This window comes from Rheinheimera sediminis, from assembly GCF_004005375.1.
GTDB lineage: Bacteria > Pseudomonadota > Gammaproteobacteria > Enterobacterales > Alteromonadaceae > Pararheinheimera.
In genome coordinates this window covers 38,896-54,830 of record NZ_RZUF01000011.1, presented here as the reverse complement: position 1 = coordinate 54,830, position 15,935 = coordinate 38,896, and the positions used below count along the sequence as shown (strand labels likewise).

12 protein-coding genes are annotated in these 15,935 nt (G+C 44.6%); 8 read left to right on the top strand and 4 right to left on the bottom strand.

The window, feature by feature from the left end:
- Positions 1–5 precede the first annotated feature (5 nt).
- Both EMM73_RS08895 and mutY read right to left on the bottom strand, forming a co-directional pair.
- Positions 6–278: an oxidative damage protection protein gene (locus EMM73_RS08895; RefSeq protein WP_127686088.1), complete on the bottom strand. Its 273-nt coding sequence runs from the start codon at positions 276–278 to the stop codon at positions 6–8.
- 62 nt (positions 279–340) lie between these two features.
- Entirely contained in the window at positions 341–1,366 is a 1,026-nt protein-coding gene (gene mutY / locus EMM73_RS08890) for an A/G-specific adenine glycosylase (RefSeq protein WP_127686087.1), read from the bottom strand.
- 175 nt (positions 1,367–1,541) lie between these two features.
- Between mutY and trmB the strand changes: the two genes are divergently transcribed.
- The 3 genes from trmB to EMM73_RS08870 all read left to right on the top strand — a co-directional run bounded on the left by trmB (position 1,542) and on the right by EMM73_RS08870 (position 3,883).
- Positions 1,542–2,273 (top strand): tRNA (guanosine(46)-N7)-methyltransferase TrmB, encoded by a 732-nt coding sequence (gene trmB / locus EMM73_RS08885; RefSeq protein ID WP_127686086.1) that lies wholly within the window; start codon positions 1,542–1,544, stop codon positions 2,271–2,273.
- A 269-nt stretch (positions 2,274–2,542) separates the two neighbouring features.
- On the top strand, positions 2,543–3,571 hold the full coding sequence (locus tag EMM73_RS08875; RefSeq protein WP_127686084.1) for a class I SAM-dependent methyltransferase: 1,029 nt from the start codon (positions 2,543–2,545) through the stop codon (positions 3,569–3,571).
- Between the two features lie 12 nt (positions 3,572–3,583).
- The gene (locus EMM73_RS08870; protein ID WP_127686083.1) at positions 3,584–3,883 is read left to right on the top strand and encodes a hypothetical protein; all 300 of its coding nucleotides are present in this window, start codon (positions 3,584–3,586) and stop codon (positions 3,881–3,883) included.
- A 16-nt stretch (positions 3,884–3,899) separates the two neighbouring features.
- Here the strand turns inward: EMM73_RS08870 and EMM73_RS08865 are convergent, their stop codons facing one another.
- A complete protein-coding gene (locus EMM73_RS08865) occupies positions 3,900–4,295 on the bottom strand; it encodes a DUF3293 domain-containing protein (RefSeq protein ID WP_127686082.1) in 396 nt (131 codons plus the stop codon).
- Between the two features lie 307 nt (positions 4,296–4,602).
- On the opposite strand from EMM73_RS08865, the gene EMM73_RS08860 reads away from it, so the two are divergent.
- The gene (locus tag EMM73_RS08860) at positions 4,603–6,231 is read left to right on the top strand and encodes a sensor histidine kinase (protein WP_261373367.1); all 1,629 of its coding nucleotides are present in this window, start codon (positions 4,603–4,605) and stop codon (positions 6,229–6,231) included.
- Between the two features lie 184 nt (positions 6,232–6,415).
- Entirely contained in the window at positions 6,416–7,123 is a 708-nt protein-coding gene (arcA, locus tag EMM73_RS08855; protein WP_127686081.1) for a two-component system response regulator ArcA, read from the top strand.
- A 119-nt stretch (positions 7,124–7,242) separates the two neighbouring features.
- On the opposite strand, the gene EMM73_RS08850 is transcribed toward arcA, so the two are convergent.
- The gene (locus EMM73_RS08850) at positions 7,243–9,528 is read right to left on the bottom strand and encodes an ATP-binding protein (protein WP_127686080.1); all 2,286 of its coding nucleotides are present in this window, start codon (positions 9,526–9,528) and stop codon (positions 7,243–7,245) included.
- 704 nt (positions 9,529–10,232) lie between these two features.
- Here EMM73_RS08850 and EMM73_RS08845 point away from each other — a divergent pair.
- The 3 genes from EMM73_RS08845 to iadA all read left to right on the top strand — a co-directional run bounded on the left by EMM73_RS08845 (position 10,233) and on the right by iadA (position 15,882).
- Positions 10,233–13,145 (top strand): TonB-dependent receptor domain-containing protein, encoded by a 2,913-nt coding sequence (locus EMM73_RS08845; RefSeq protein ID WP_127686079.1) that lies wholly within the window; start codon positions 10,233–10,235, stop codon positions 13,143–13,145.
- A 64-nt stretch (positions 13,146–13,209) separates the two neighbouring features.
- On the top strand, positions 13,210–14,691 hold the full coding sequence (gene yfcC / locus EMM73_RS08840; protein ID WP_127686078.1) for a putative basic amino acid antiporter YfcC: 1,482 nt from the start codon (positions 13,210–13,212) through the stop codon (positions 14,689–14,691).
- 9 nt (positions 14,692–14,700) lie between these two features.
- Positions 14,701–15,882 (top strand): beta-aspartyl-peptidase, encoded by a 1,182-nt coding sequence (gene iadA, locus EMM73_RS08835; RefSeq protein ID WP_127686077.1) that lies wholly within the window; start codon positions 14,701–14,703, stop codon positions 15,880–15,882.
- Positions 15,883–15,935: the final 53 nt, after the last annotated feature.

Below are 15,935 nucleotides of genomic sequence, written 5' to 3'. Positions count from 1 at the left end.
CAGATTTAATTAGCTTTAGGCACGTAACCTTCAATCTGAACTTCTTTACCTTCAAATAAAAATTGCTGCATTTGCTCCTCCAGCAACTTGCGATGCTCAAGATTCATCATATTCAGCTTTTTTTCATTGATCAGCATAATTTGTTTCGACTGCCATAAAGCCCAGGCTTCTTTGCTGATGTTGTCGAAGATTTTTTTGCCAAGCTCCCCCGGATACAGCTGAAAATCTAAACCTGCTGCTTCTTTTTGCAAATAAACACAAAATATCTGACGGGACATTATTCACCTCAATGCTTAGCTTTTAAAAAGGTCGATATTGTAAACGACTTCATCGCAAGCAGTTAGCTTTTCTTCAGCCAGTTCTTTTCAATCCAGCTTCGGATAGGTGCAGGTAATCCAATCTCTAGCACTTGCTCTTTGTTGTACCAACTGCTGCCTGCAGGCTCGGATACACCTGACACCGGATGCCAAACCGAAGCATCTAACTTGTAATGCGAAAACACATGCTGAAACTGGCCCTGTAGTTTGGCTTGCAACAAAGACTCAGCAGTTTCATCAACCTGGGGTAAAGACCATAAATCAGCCCAGATGCCAGAGTCTGGTCTTTTTTGCAGCAACAGCTTATCGCCTTGCTCTATCCACAAAAAGTGCCCTGCTTTGGTTGGAGTCATCTTTTTAGGTTTAGCAGTTGGTAATTCGGCCACACGGCCTGTATTAAAAGCCACACACTGAGTTTGCAGCGGGCAACTTAAACAATCAGCCTGCTTGGGTTTGCAAACCGTAGCGCCCAAGTCCAGCAAGGCTTGCGCAAAACGTCTGTTGTTTTGTTTTGGCGTTAATGCATCCGCCAAAGCCCACAACTTCTTATCCACTGCAGAAGTGGTTGGTACACCTTCGATTCCAAATAAACGGCAGAATAAACGCCTGACATTACCATCCACTATGGGGCCGTAAGCGTCATAAGCAAAAGAGCGGATAGCACCAGCTGTATAACGGCCTATACCAGGAATGGTTAATAAGTCATTTAATTCAAAAGGAAACTCACCTAAATCAAACACTATGTATTTAGCGGCTTTATGTAAATTACGGGCTCTGGCGTAATAACCTAAGCCCTGCCATAACGCCATCACAGTGTCGGTGTCGGCAGCTGCTAAGGCATGAATATCAGGTAGCTTTTGCATCCAGCGCTGAAAATACGGGATCACAGTAGTTACCTGAGTTTGCTGTAACATCAGCTCACTGACCATCACTCTGTATGGACTGGGGTCTTGTTGCCATGGTAAGGCATTGCGGCCATCAGTTTTTTGCCAATCAACAACAGTATCGGCAAAAAGATCAGGGCAAGTTAAATACTCAGAAGTTAGCACGGCGTTAAGCACTCAAAGTTAGTTTTTCAAAGCGGCGCTCAGCCTAGCATTTTTTCGTATTGTTGTTGAATCAAGATTAGCGGTTGAGCATTAGCAGCAGAACAAGGATAATACGCGCCGCATTAGATAGCACTTCATGCAGTAGCAAGCTGCATCACATTTTTTGGAGACCAAGATGACCCACCCGGAACAACCAAATACAGAGCCACAGGACGATGAGCTTCAGGAAAACAAATACCTGCGCCGCATCCGTAGTTTTGTTTTAAGGGAAGGTCGTCTGACCAAAGGCCAGCAGCGCAGTTTAGATTTATTTTGGCCAACTATGGGCCTGGAGCATCAGGCCACGCCTTACGATATGACAGCAGTCTTTGGCCGTGAAGCCGACTTAGTGCTGGAAATTGGTTTTGGCATGGGCAAATCTTTGGTGCAAATGGCGAAAGCCGCGCCAGATAAAGACTTTATTGGTATCGAAGTACATAAACCAGGTGTAGGTGCTTGTTTAGGTGAAGCCGAAACTGAAGGCGTGAAAAACCTGCGAGTATTTGAACACGACGCCATCGAAATTTTAAACGACTCAATTGCCGACAACAGCTTAAGCACAGTGCAGTTGTTTTTCCCTGATCCATGGCATAAAAAACGTCACCATAAAAGACGTATTGTGCAGGCCGAGTTTGCCCAGTTATTACGCCGCAAATTAAAGATCGGTGGTGTATTTCATATGGCCACCGACTGGGAAAACTACGCTGAACATATGCTGGAAGTGATGAAAGTTGCCGAAGGTTACAGCAACCTGTCAGAGACCAATGACTATGTGCCGCGCCCTGAGCATAGACCTCTGACTAAATTTGAAAACCGTGGTGTTAATTTAGGCCATGGTGTTTGGGATTTGATGTTTAGAGCGTGTTGACGCTTCAGGGTTATTTTTGCAGCAGTCTGGCCGGTTTTTATGCAAGGCAAAGACTGCGCGGTGTAGTAATTCTACATAAGCAGGCTTTAACGCTGCAGAAAGGCCGGCCAGGCGCTGCCCTTCGGGTTCGTCTGGCGGCGCCTTGCTCATTGTCACTCGTCGCTCATTTAGATTAACTAAACGTCGCTCCTCGTTTCGCGATCAAAGCGGCGCCAGAGCGAACAAAATTTAACCTCGAAGCGTTAACACGCTCTAGAAGGAAGATTCATATGTTGGACAATACCAGTCAGCTGCTGCTGCGCAATATTGATTTTTTATCAGGCAAAGTGCTGCTGGTAGAACCTATGGCCGACCGTCTGGCCGCTGAATTAAAACAAAAAGCGCCAGAGCTGGAGCTGTTTTGTTTAACCTCAAACATGGCTGTTGCTAACAACTGGCAGCAGCAAAGCAAAAGCCCTTGTTATTTGGGTGACGCTTTACCAACTGATTTAACAGTAGACAGGGTGGTGCTGTTTTACCCTAAAAGCAAAGATCAGCTGCAAAGCTCTTTAGCTCAGATTAAAACTGTACTGAATGATAAAACCGAAGTTTATCTGGTGGGCGATAACAAAGGTGGCATTAAAAGCTTAGGTAATCAGGCTGAAAAGCTGGGGTTAAAAGCCTTCAAGCATGACAATGCCAAACACTGTTTATGGTTTGAGCTGGATGGTTTGTTACAAAGCGAACTCAAAACTGCAGACTTTCATCAGTTTAGTATCGAAAAAGCTGGTATCAGTTTAAAGCTATGCTCTTTGCCTGGCGTGTTTAACCATGGCAAACTGGATTTGGGAACTAACTTACTGCTGGAGCATTTAGGCCATATTCAGCAAGGTAAAGTGCTGGATTTTGCTTGTGGTGCTGGTTTTATCGGTGCCTTTTTAGTCAAAAAGCACCCGGAAATCAAACTAACTGCTTCGGACATCAGCACTTTAGCTGTCAGCTCTACAGCTGCTACTTTAAAGGCCAATAAATTGCCGGGCGAAACTATAGCCGCTGATGGTATTCCGTCACGCAGCGCTGCTTATGACCATATTGTCAGCAACCCGCCTTTCCACACAGGTTTAAAAACCGACTACCATATCAGCGAGCAGTTTTTCCGCGACGCTTTTAATGAATTGAAACCTGGCGGTACTTTAACTTTAGTGGCTAACGTGCATTTACCTTACGTAGCTCAGCTCACTGAGATCTTTGGTCAGGTAAAAGAACTTGGTCGTCGCGATGGTTTTGTGGTTTATTATTGTAAGAAAGACCGCAAATAAAAGGATCGATCGATGAGACTGGCTTTAGCGCTGTTGCCTGTTCTGGGTGTATGCTCTTTAAGTACCGCCGCCACTGAATGTATTCAGTCGCCAGAACGCACTTTAGCTTGTCCTCACCAAATTTACCGGCTTGGTCAGCTGGACACTATGGAAAAACCGGCGATACTCTGTATCTGTGTCGCTGATTTTAAAGAGTTTTTATCAGAACCAACGGACAGAGATGAGGCTCATAAACAAAAGTTGAAACGACTCAGGCTTGAGTACGCTTTGGGTCAAAAAATAGAGCCTATCCTGCAGGTTTTGAAAAATTAGTTCTGAATCTGCAGTACTAACTCATTACAATTTGACGCGGATGAAACTCCCCCAAATACTCCTCAGCTTGCTGTAACAAAGCTGGAACCAAAAACAACTTGCCTTGTTCTACCCAATAAATAGCGTGCTGTTCAAACATAATAGCGAGCTTTATAGCTTTTGGTTTATCACAAATTACAGCCCAGCTTTTCTCGCGAAAACTCAAATCTGGTGAACATCCCACAATTTCTCTGTAAGGCAGACTCAGGCTGTCGAGGGTATTGGCAAAATAATTATCGAGCAGTAAATTTCTGGAAGGGGTTTGAACATGACCGCAAGGATTTTGGGCGCTGATAATAGCAAAATTAATTTGGTCACCAAGAGGTTGATGGCACAAAAAGACACTCGTTTTGTAGTTATCCCATAAGTCCATGGTTTCGCTCCTCCATCACAAGTGTATTCACTATAAACCCTTCGTACTTGAAGCTGCAACTTTGTTATCTGTATTTTCTTGCCTCAAGAGTTAGTGGCAGCTGTTTGCAGTCCCGACCGGCGAGTTATTGCTGCAATCGAATTGAACACAGCATCACTATGGCCTCAGGGAACCATGCAGTGCCACCTCGTTGCACCATCAATTATTTTGACTTAGAAGCCGTTTTATTTTTTGTCAGCGTACTAACTGGTGAAAATTTGCAAATGCGTGTAACTTCAATATTATAGCTTGGAGTATGGATTGACTGATGACGGAAGGATTAATGGGTCCAGCTTTAAAAGCGAGTTCAATCAAAGGCGCACTGATATGGGTTGTGATGCTGATTTGCAGTATCACTTTATGTATCTCTCTCACTATTGCCACTTTGCAGGATATTAGAGCTGAAAAAAAGAACTTATCTGAACAGCTTTACTCTTATGCAGCCATTATTGCTTTTAATGCCGTAAGTTCCATTGAAATAGATGACTCAGAAATAGAAGACCGCCGCCTTGCTTCTTTTGCTGCGGAATCCCGCTTACACAACATTCATATTTATAAACTACAGGAAAATGGCGAGCTTAGCTTTTTCGCCAGTTACAACAGAAGGGATGTTGGCCCCTATCCTACTCAGTTTAACAAAGCAGAACAGTATCAAAACGCCACTATTGGAGATGGCGTAATGGAGCTGACTAAAAAAATACAGTCTGACGGTAAATTACTAGGTTATGTCTACATTCGCGCCAGCCTGGAAGAACTCAGCCGCTATGTACAAAACAGAGTGTTGTTTGATATTTTGATCGCACTTTGCTCTTTAATAGGTGCCTTCGTTATCGCAACCAGGTTGCAGCGACGTTTTACCCAACCTCTGTATAGTCTGTTAACGCTAGTACAAAAAGTATCCAAAGAAAAAGACTACCAAATTCGTGTGCCTGCTATGGAAATTACTGAGTTTCATAATCTGGGGCGGGCAGTGAACACAATGCTGGACAGAACTGAACAACAAATTACTAAGCTGCGTAGTGCTGAAAGTGAAATACGCCAGCTAAACCAGGATTTGGAACAAAAAATTACCGACAGAACTCAGGCTCTAAAAACCTCAAATCAGGATTTACTTAATACATTATCTACCTTGCATCAGTATCAGAATCAAATTGTTGAAACTGAAAAAATGGCCAGTTTAGGTCAAATGGTGGCAGGCGTAGCCCATGAGGTAAATACACCTATAGGGCTTGGCGTAACAGCCTCAACTTTGATGCAGGATAAATTGGCCGAGATACAAAAAGCTTTTGATGAGAAGAAATTAACCTCAAACCAGTTGGCAAAGTTTTTGGGAGAAAGCGCAGAGAATCTTGGAATTATTTACCGCAATCTTGAACGCGCAGCAAACCTGATCCGCAGTTTTAAACAAGTAGCTGTCGACCAATCTAACGACAACAGAAGATACTTCAACATGCACCAGTTGTTGAATGAAGTTGTGCTGTCACTAAGGCCCAACCTGAAAAAAACGCAGCACCAGGTGATACTGAATTGTGATCAGCAGCTGGAGTTCGAGAGCAAACCAGGCCCTATCAGTCAAATATTAATTAACCTTATTATGAATAGCCTAATCCATGCCTTTGAAAACAAAGAGCAAGGCACTATGACCATCAGTGTTACTCTGGCCAATAGCCGTTGTTACCTGCACTATCAAGATAACGGTTCAGGCGTGCCGGAGAATATTAGAAAACGTATTTTTGATCCCTTTGTTACTACCAAAAGAGGCGAAGGTGGCAGCGGCCTGGGTATGCATTTGGTTTATAATCTGGTGACACAAGCTTTAAATGGAAAAATTCAGCTAGAGAGTGCTTTGGATCATGGTATCGATATTCAAATCGATTTTCCGGTGATACCCAAATAAGTTATTTTTTTAACAACAATATAATTTTCAACCACTTAAATTAGCTCGAGCTAATTGTTAACAAATAAACTTGTTAACAAAATCTGTGGTCTATATAATTGCGCGGGCACCGACCACGAGTCGCTTTCTTTCTAAAAAGATAGAAATCAAATACTTAACTAAGTTCACATAAGGTTTAAGCATAATGCAGACCCCTGTTATTCTGATTGTTGAAGATGAAGAAGTAACACGACTAAATTTGGTCAGCTTGTTTGAAGGCGAAGGCTATGATGTGGTTGAAGCAGTAAATGGTGAAGAAATGAACCAGAAGCTGTCACAACACAAAATCAATTTAATTGTTATGGATATCAATCTGCCCGGCAAAAATGGCCTGATCCTCGCTCGTGAATTACGCCAAAAAGAAAACCTGGGGCTGATTTTCCTCACCGGACGTGACAGTGAAGTTGATCGCATTTTAGGCCTGGAAATAGGTGCTGACGATTACCTGACTAAACCTTTTAACCCACGCGAATTGACTATCCGTGCCCGTAACCTGTTAAATCGCACCGTATCTCAGCCTGTAGTGGAAGAGCATAAAAGCGTGGTCAGATTTAATGGTTGGGTGTTGGATGAAAACAGCCGTAATCTGACGTCGCCTGAGGGTGTATCACGCCGTTTACCTAAAGGTGAATACCGTGCTCTGCGTTTAATGCTGGATAGCCCAGGTAAAATTTTCACCCGTGAGCAGTTGATCCGTCATATGACAGGTCGGGAACTCAGAGCAAATGACAGAACAGTGGATGTAACCATTCGTCGTATTCGTAAGCATTTTGAGTCAGACATGGATAGCCCTGAGTTAATCAGCACCATCCACGGTGAAGGTTACCGCTTTGTAGGTAAACTGGAAAAGTAATACTGTAGGGGCGGGTCTTGTACCCGCCCGTCTAATGATACCGCGGTACAGATGGACGGGCAGGGGCAAGCCCAGCCCCTACAACCTATCCTTCTATAATTCCATTGGATGCTGACGGGTTAAACAGATTGTTCGATGTATTCCCCCAGAGCCGCCAAGTGCCGCTCTATTGTTAAATGAAAATTGATCAGCTGTTTTTCTATACCTTGTAGCTCAGTACAGTGTTCCAATGATTTTGCCTGATGGTGCACCCACAATAGGCCTACCGAAGCAGCTGCGCCTTTGAGTTTATGTGCCGCCTGCTGAAATTCACTGATCTCCAGTTGCACTGCGGCTTCTACCATTTTATTGATATAGCCAGGCAAGAGTTGAGTGAATAATTGCACGCTGCGCAGCATAGTCTGTTTACCTAAAGACTGCAGATAATCGTCCAGCGTTTGCTGATCCAAAATTTGTTGATCCTGAGCTTTTTCAGCGCTGATTTCTTTAGGTGGTGGAGCACCAAAAAGTTGGTGCAGGATCTGGTCCAGCTTATTTGTATTAATAGGTTTGGCTAAAGAGCCATCCACTCGCACATCCTGTAGTTGCTGTTCAGCTTTACGCACATTAGCGCTTAATACCACCACTGGTAGTCTGACTAAATCGGGTTCAGAGCGAATAAAACGCGCTACCTGATCACCAGACATATCGGGTAATTGCATATCCAGCAAAACCAGGTCTATATCATCTTCGGTTTCCAGCAAGGCCATAGCATCTTCGCCGGTTTCTGCCAAAATGACTTGATGGCCACGCTGCTCCAGCAAGTTAGTGGCAATTTCAGCATTTAAAGGTACATCTTCAACTAATAATATGGTTAAAGCCGGATACAAAGCCTGGGGCACCGCTTCAGGCGCTGAGGTGAGTTCAGCAGGCAAATACATACTAAAAGTACTGCCCTGCCCCGGCACACTGCAAAGTTTAATCTGACCGGACATAGCTTCAACTAAAGCCCGGGATACAGATAAACCTATACCAGAGCCCACTATACTTAAACGCCTGCCATCGCTGGATTTATAGTACATATCAAAGATACGTTGCTGTTCAGCCTCGACTATACCTATACCTGTATCTGAAACACTAAAACAAAGCTCTGCCGGATTATCAGTAGTCAATAAAACTTCCAGTTGCACTGAACCGCGAGCCGTAAATTTCACCGCATTATTAATAAGATTCCATAACACCTGCCGAACTCTTGTAGGATCCAGACGAACATAGAGCTGATTTGGCACTGGCTCTGGTTCAATAAAGATCAGACCTTTTTGCTGGCAGATTAGATGGGCAAAATTGCAAATATCATGGACAAATTCGTTGAGTTGTACCGACTGATAAACAATATCCAGATCCTGCCGGTCAATTTTATCCAAGTCGATAATGTCGTTAAAAATATTACCTAAAGTCTCAGCACTGCTGAAGATGGTATTACTCCAGCTGCGCTGCTCTGTGGATAAAGGGCTCTCCAGTAAACGTCTGGTTAAGCCTACTATGCCATTTAGCGGTGTGCGCAGTTCATGGCTTAAGGTAGCAATAAACTTGCCCTTGTCATGAAAAGCTTTTTCCAACGCCTGCTCGGCAAGTTTACGAGAGGTAATATCACGGCCAAAACCGAGTAAGCCAATATAACGGCCTTGTTTATCAAAAAATGGCACTTTGCGCATCTCAAACCACAACATGCGGCCATCAGGGGTCTGGTAGTCTACATCTAACGTCAGTTCAACCCGGCTGGCCGAGATTTCCTGGTCAGTCAGAATGGCTATAGGAGTGGATTCCGCATCGTAAAGTTCAGCCGGATAATGACCTATCAGTTCTTTGGCTGATTTACCCATAATAATTTCAAACATCTTATTGCAACTGACAAAACGGCCTGTTTCGTCGCGGTAATAAAACAAATCAGGCGAACTGTCGACTATGGAGCGGATTAACAAACTCTGTTCTTCCAGCTCTTGCTGTGTTTTACGACGTTCAGTAATTTCGCGACGTAGCTCATCTACAGCTCGACGTTTGGCCTGAAACGCCTTTTTCCGCTCCTCAATTTCAAAATTCAGCTGACGAATGGTTTCCTGCATATTCTGATTCAACAGTTTTTCCTGTCGAATTGAATCCTGCAAATAAAACAAGGCTTCATCTAAGTGACGAACCAGATAAAAGCTACTCAATAAAAAAGCAGGCGTTATAGAGGCCGAAAAAAGCAAAGCCCCCAGCACCATGGACCACAGTACCATATCGTGGATCAGCAGGCTGTACAGACCTGTCATCACACCTGTCAGAGCCTGTAACAGAATAAAGCACAGACAAAAACACTGTAACCAACCCCATTGTGTTAAAAAACCAGCTAAACGCCGGACTAGCGGGTGAACACTCTGCTGCATTATCTGCCTTTGAAAATCAATTCATAACAACAAGGGGCGAAAGACCCGATTCACAGGTTGTTTTCAGTTCAGCAAGTCTGCCAGATCCTGCGGGTTTTTGTCCCGTTAAATTTTGTCACAGGCTGAAACCAAAGAGTTAAATAACCTGAACTCGGGATAATGAGTGTCGAACACTCTAAATTTAACATTACAAATCAATTAGATAAATGAATTCATTGAAGTAGCTTAAGTCTATGCTGACTGAACGCACAGATTTTTGTGGATCTCAAGGCGCTTTGTCGTACGCCGTAGCGAGCTATGGTTAGACAAAGCAACGCAGAGAGGCACGAAAAGATGCTCGTTCAGTGGCGCTGCTTATCCCGAGTTCAGGTTAAATAATCGGCGTCAGAAACTTTTTTTATCTGGCATCCATTTTACTTGCCAGTAATGATTGACAGAAGATGACAGAGCGGTTAAATCTAAACACTATCTGAACTTAACCATCTGTAAAGTAATATGCTAAAGAAAGCGGTTTGTCTCTCTACATATTACTACTCGTCTTACTACCTGTCGGAGTGGTTTAACGAGTAGCAACACCACCAGCTCACTGCTGGCTGTTTTGCTATTTAAAACTAAATCACACTAACTAACAGTCTGCTTATCATCACTCTGCAACAGGGTTGCCGGAGCAAGCACGGCTGTAATGAAGCAACAGGTAATAAAAAATGTTCAAACCCTCTATGCTTTCGCTGGCCGTTGCGGCTTGCTGCTTTTCCGTATCTGCTCAAACTGAAACTTCAACTGAAAACGATTCAATAGAAAAAATCGAAGTCACAGGCTCCCGCCTCAAAGGTGTCGATTTAGAAGGCGCTCAGCCGCTGGTTGTGATCAGCAGCGAGGATATTAAAAAGTCCGGCGCTAATACGATTTTTGATTTATTGAAAGACGTAGGCCAACTGAGAGGCGGTGAAGGAACTTTCTCCACCAGTGAAAGTGGCGCTACTTCAACTTCAACACCAGCAGGTCAGGCCGCAGCATCATTGCGTGGTTTGGGCCCGGCTTCTACTTTGACACTCATTAACGGCCGTCGTGTTGCAGCCAGCTCTTTTGCCGCTGGCACTCAGAACTTTGTCGATGTTAACAGTATTCCTTTAGCCGCTATTGAGCGTATTGAAGTATTAGCCACTGGCGCATCAGCCATTTACGGGGCAGATGCAGTTGCCGGTGTTATTAACTACATACTGAAAAAAGATTATGAAGGCATGGAGCTTAATGTCTCTTATGGCGACAGTGCGGCGTCCAGCGACGAAAGCCGCCGTAACCTGAATCTGGTGTTTGGTCAGCAAGTGGCTGGTGGCCAATTAACAGTTTTCGCTGACTATTTTGACCGCAATGCGTTTAGTGCTCAGGACAGAGAGTTTACCCGCTCTCCCCTGCTACAAAGTTCGTACTCTTACCTGCCAAAAAACACACCCAATATTTATTTCAACTCTGTCCGTTCAGGTAATGAATTGGCAATACCTGGCTGTGCGACAGAACTGGTGACTACAGAGTTTGGTGAAGAAATTTGCGCTTATTACCCGAATGAAGACGATCAACTGAACTCAGATCTAACCAGTTACTCCACTGGTGCTATTTTCCAGAAAGAGTTTGGTGATATCAGTTGGGATACCGATGTATTTTTCAGCAATACCAAATCTGTGGCTCTGTCCAGCCCTGCGCCAATTAACCAATTGGATGACAGTGAAGGCCCTTTTGTTGACGAAAGTGCTCTGGATATTTTTGGTCCTGTTTTACGGGATGCGTTGCTTGACCAGCTGTATATAGACCCTTTTGATACGGTCGCTGGCCGCGAGCTATATGGCTTTGCTTTTGATGCCCGTTTTGGCACACCCCGCACTGTAGAAGTAGAAACTGATGCGTTGCGTTTAGTCAGTGCTTTGTCAGGTTCTATTGGTGATTGGGGCTGGGAGTCCGCGGTAATTTACTCAGAATCCAAATCTGATCAGGTAGCAACAAGTGGCGTTTACAACAGATATAAGTACCATGCAGCCTTAGCTGGAGAGCTCTGCTCTGACGGTTCTATCGCAAGCTACAACTCCGCAAATCGCAGTTTAAGCTGCAGCAGCGGTACTTTAGGTGCTATGTACAACCCTTTCTTGCAAAATAACAGCAACAATGATGCCTTGTTAGCTTTGGCGCAGGAAAAACCAAACCGTAACGGCAAAAGTACTGTAATAGGCTGGGATTCGCGTTTTAATGGAGATTTAATCGAATTTAACGATGGTACTATCAGCTCTGCTTTTGGCCTTGAAGTTCGCAAAGAAAAAATTACTGACACCCCTTCAGACAATGCAATTGCCAGGGCAGAAAATGGTTATCTGGTCGATGTGTTTGGTTTTGGTTCCAGTTTATCAGCGTCTGAACGGACTCAATGGGCAGCGTTCTCTGAATTTAATGTGCCACTGGCCAGTACTTTAGATATGCAGCTTGCTGCACGTTATGATCACTTTGATGATTTTGGCAGCACCTTTAATCCTAAAATTGGCTTTAGCTATCGCCCCATGGAAGAGCTGATTGTCAGGGCTTCCTACGCCACTTCGTTCCGCGCCCCTTCTCTGACTCAGGCTGGTGTGAAACTCAGAACCACCACAGCAAGTTTTGACTGTAGCGCCAATCAGGCTGTCGCTGATTTGTTTTGCGAAGGTTTTGGTGATGAACGCAGCGAAAACGTGCTGGAGTTGGGTAACCCGGAACTACGGGCTGAAGAGTCAGACTCCTTCAGTTTAGGTTTTGCGTTAAGTTTGTCTGAAGACAGCACTTTAACTGTGGATTACTGGCGTTTTGAACATGAGAATCTGGTCGATACCAATATGACTGGTGTTCTGGCAAGAGCTATTGGGGATGCTTCTTTACGCCATTGTGGTCTGGTGCCTGAAGGCAATCAAGGTATTTCTTTTGATGAAGCTTTATGTGATGTAACAGACAACGCAGGTCTCAACATTGAGCAAGACGGCGCTAATATGGCAGAAATACTGGATGCCTGGGTAGCTTACGACGACCCACGTTTTGCGGAGTTACCCCTGCTGCGTGACCACGTATTGCTGTTGGAAAACACCGGCGAACAAACTGTCAGCGGTATAGATCTGGCCTACGATCACAGATTTGATACTGAAGCAGGTCGATTCGGCCTGAGCCTGGATGCCACTCATTATTTGTCTTTTGAACGCAACAAAGCAGGTTCCGATGAAATTGAAGAGCTGATTGGCACTTGGCGTTACCCTGAAACTGTAGCTGGTGTGCGTTTTAGCTGGTCCAGAGGGGACTTTTTTAGCAGTATTTCGGCGAATTACACGGATTCCTACAAAGATGATATCGAAGGGCTGCGTGGCCGCGAACTGGATGAGCTGGAAGACTTAGGTCAATTAAACGCAGAGGGTACACGTCAGGTCTCGTCCTGGACTACCTGGCGAATGAATTTGGGATATGATTTTGCCAAAACCACTATTAGCTTTAATATCGACAATCTGTTTGATCGGGATCCACCAACAGCTTATGGATCAAGCCGTGGTTTTGATTCTATTAACCATGATGCGTTAGGTCGTAGCTTCCGTATTGCGCTAAGCCATAAGTTTTAACAGCACTCGAAGCGAATAATAGAAGCCGGGCTTTTAACCCGGCTGCATTAAACAGGTAAATCTCATGCAAGTTACAAGCAAAAAACCGGTTAGCATGCCGGATGCTTTTGTCATACTTTTTTTTGTGATGATAGCGGCAGCTATTGCATCCCACCTTATTCCGGCTGGTTATTTTCAGATGTTACCGGAAAGTCTAAACGACGCAGGTGAAACTGTTAAAGCCCGTATTGACCCAAACAGCTTCACCTTTGCTGAGGAACAAAACAAAGCAGTGCCTTTGTTTGGTGAAGGCGGTCAGGTTGGCTTTTTAAACTACGCCTTTGAAGGCATGGTTTCAGGTGACAAAATGGGCGCAGCTATAGGGGTTATTGCCTTTATTCTGCTAACCGGCGGCGCCTTTGGCATCATTATGAAAACCGGAGCTGTTAACAACGGTATTCTGGCATTAATAGCCAAAACCAAAGACATAGACTTTTTATTCATCCCTCTAATGTTTTTGCTGTTTTCTTTGGGGGGTGCCGTTTTTGGCATGGGTGAAGAGGCCATTGCCTTTTGTATAGTGCTGCTGCCTTTAATGCTAGCTTTAGGTTATGACGCTATTACCACTGTGCTGGTTACTTATATCGCCACTCAGATTGGTTTTGCAACCTCCTGGATGAACCCTTTTAGTGTTGCTATAGCTCAGGGTATTGCAGGTTTACCTCTGATGTCAGGGGCTGACTATCGTATTGCGCTTTGGGTTGTATTCACTCTTTTCGGCATCATCTTTACCATGCGTTATGCGGCAAAAATTAAAAAGAACCCACAGCTCTCTGTCAGCTTTGCTTCAGATCAAAAACTGCGCGCCCAACAGCAAGAACAACAAAGCACCAGCTTCAACACCTTAGACGCTGCCATTTTATTGCTCTTTGTCGCCGGTATCAGCTGGGTGATTTGGGGCGTAGTGGCCCGAGGTTATTACATTCCAGAGATTGCCACTCAGTTTTTTGCTTTAGGTATAGCTACAGCCATTTTAGGTATTGTTGGCAAACGAATGACGGTGAATGGAGCTGCTGACGCCTTTAAACAAGGTGCAGCCGAATTACTACCTGCCGCCATGATAGTAGGTATGGCCAAAGGGATAGTGTTGCTGTTAGGCGGCGACGATGCCACTGAACCCTCGATACTCAATACCTTGCTGCATTATGCAGGAAGCAGCTTTGATGGCGTATCCAGCTATGTTTCCGCCTGGTTTATGTTGATTTTTCAGTCTGTATTTAATTTCTTCGTCACCTCAGGTTCGGGCCAGGCCGCTTTAACTATGCCTTTGGTTGCACCGCTGGCTGATTTAGTGGGAGTATCGCGCCAAATAGCTGTTTTAGCTTTTCAATTAGGTGATGGTTTAACCAACTGCATAGTACCCACTTCCGCTTCTTTAATTGGTTGTCTGGGAGTGGTGCGGGTTGACTGGATGTTATGGGCAAAGTTTGCCTGGCGTTTACAAATCTGGCTTTTTGCATTGGCTAGTACAGCAATACTGCTCGCAGTAGCTATTGGTTATCAATAAGGACGTAAAATGAGCGCAGTAAAACTATTTAAAAATGCCCATGTATTAAGCCCTGCGGATTTGGGCACAATGGATCTTTTAGTTGCAGGTTGGCAAATTGCAGCCTTGCACAACGATTTCGATCTAGGTAACTGTAATTTACCCATAGAAGTCATTGATGCCAGCGATTGCTATTTAGTGCCGGGTTTTGTTGATTCTTTAGTGCATTTTATTGGTGGCGGCGGTGAAGGTGGTTTTGCCAGTCGTACTCCAGAAATGCAGTTAACAGATGCCACTTTAGGTGGTGTCACTACAGCTATTGGCGTGCTCGGCACAGACGCCACCACCAGAACTTTAACAAATCTGTTAGCCAAAGCTCAGGCTTTGGAAACCGAAGGCATCAGTACTTATTGTCATACCGGCTCTTACGAAATTCCCTGCCGTACTTTAATGGGTAATATCACAGATGATCTGATCTTAATTGATAAGTTTATCGGAGTAGGTGAAATAGCCATCAGCGATTTTCGGTCTTCTCAACCCACCATAGATGAAATTCGCAAAGTAGCAGCTGCCGCAAAAGTGGGTGGTATCTTGTCGGGCAAAGCAGGTCTGGTCAGTGTACATGTGGGTAGCGGCGCATCCTTGTTGCAACCTCTCTGGCGGGCTATCGAGGGTACAGAGCTTAAATTGTCACAGTTTTACCCCACCCACATGAACCGCAACGAAGCGGTGTTTCATGCCGGTATTGAGTTTGCTAAAGCAGGTGGTGTTATTGATTTCACCACCAGCACAACGAATTACGACTTACAACATGGCGAAGTCGCCGCTGCAGCAGCTTTAGCCAGAGCTTTAGCTGCAGGTATCCCAGCTATGCACCTTACATTAAGCTCAGATGGCAATGCCAGCTTGCCTGTCTATAACGACCATGGAGAATTGGTCGGGCTTGAAGTAGGTCGGGTACAAACCTTGTATCAGGCAGCGCGTCAGGCAGTGCTTGAATATCAGGTGGCTTTATCTGATGCCATTACCGCTATTACTGCAGCACCTGCCTCAGTATTGGGGCTGAAACAAAAAGGTCGTATTGCAACAGGAATGGACGCAGACTTTGTGCTTTTGCATAAAAGTGATTTAACCATTCGTGATGTTTTCGCCAAAGGCCGTCTGTTGGTAAAAGACGGTAAAGCCATAGTCAAAGGTACCTTCGAACAATAACCTAACTGTGCTATTTAACCTGAACTCGGGATAAGCCGCGCCACTGAATAGGC

What these genes read in the sequence shown, in the direction of transcription:
- EMM73_RS08875 (WP_127686084.1), top strand. Translation starts at nt 2,543, where the DNA reads ATGTTGGACAATACCAGTCAGCTGCTGCTGCGCAATATTGATTTTTTA.
- arcA (WP_127686081.1), top strand. Translation starts at nt 6,416, where the DNA reads ATGCAGACCCCTGTTATTCTGATTGTTGAAGATGAAGAAGTAACACGA.
- trmB (WP_127686086.1), top strand. Translation starts at nt 1,542, where the DNA reads ATGACCCACCCGGAACAACCAAATACAGAGCCACAGGACGATGAGCTT.
- EMM73_RS08850 (WP_127686080.1), bottom strand. Translation starts at nt 9,528, where the DNA reads ATGCAGCAGAGTGTTCACCCGCTAGTCCGGCGTTTAGCTGGTTTTTTA.
- yfcC (WP_127686078.1), top strand. Translation starts at nt 13,210, where the DNA reads ATGCAAGTTACAAGCAAAAAACCGGTTAGCATGCCGGATGCTTTTGTC.
- EMM73_RS08895 (WP_127686088.1), bottom strand. Translation starts at nt 278, where the DNA reads ATGTCCCGTCAGATATTTTGTGTTTATTTGCAAAAAGAAGCAGCAGGT.
- EMM73_RS08845 (WP_127686079.1), top strand. Translation starts at nt 10,233, where the DNA reads ATGTTCAAACCCTCTATGCTTTCGCTGGCCGTTGCGGCTTGCTGCTTT.
- EMM73_RS08870 (WP_127686083.1), top strand. Translation starts at nt 3,584, where the DNA reads ATGAGACTGGCTTTAGCGCTGTTGCCTGTTCTGGGTGTATGCTCTTTA.
- EMM73_RS08865 (WP_127686082.1), bottom strand. Translation starts at nt 4,295, where the DNA reads ATGGACTTATGGGATAACTACAAAACGAGTGTCTTTTTGTGCCATCAA.
- iadA (WP_127686077.1), top strand. Translation starts at nt 14,701, where the DNA reads ATGAGCGCAGTAAAACTATTTAAAAATGCCCATGTATTAAGCCCTGCG.
- EMM73_RS08860 (WP_261373367.1), top strand. Translation starts at nt 4,603, where the DNA reads ATGACGGAAGGATTAATGGGTCCAGCTTTAAAAGCGAGTTCAATCAAA.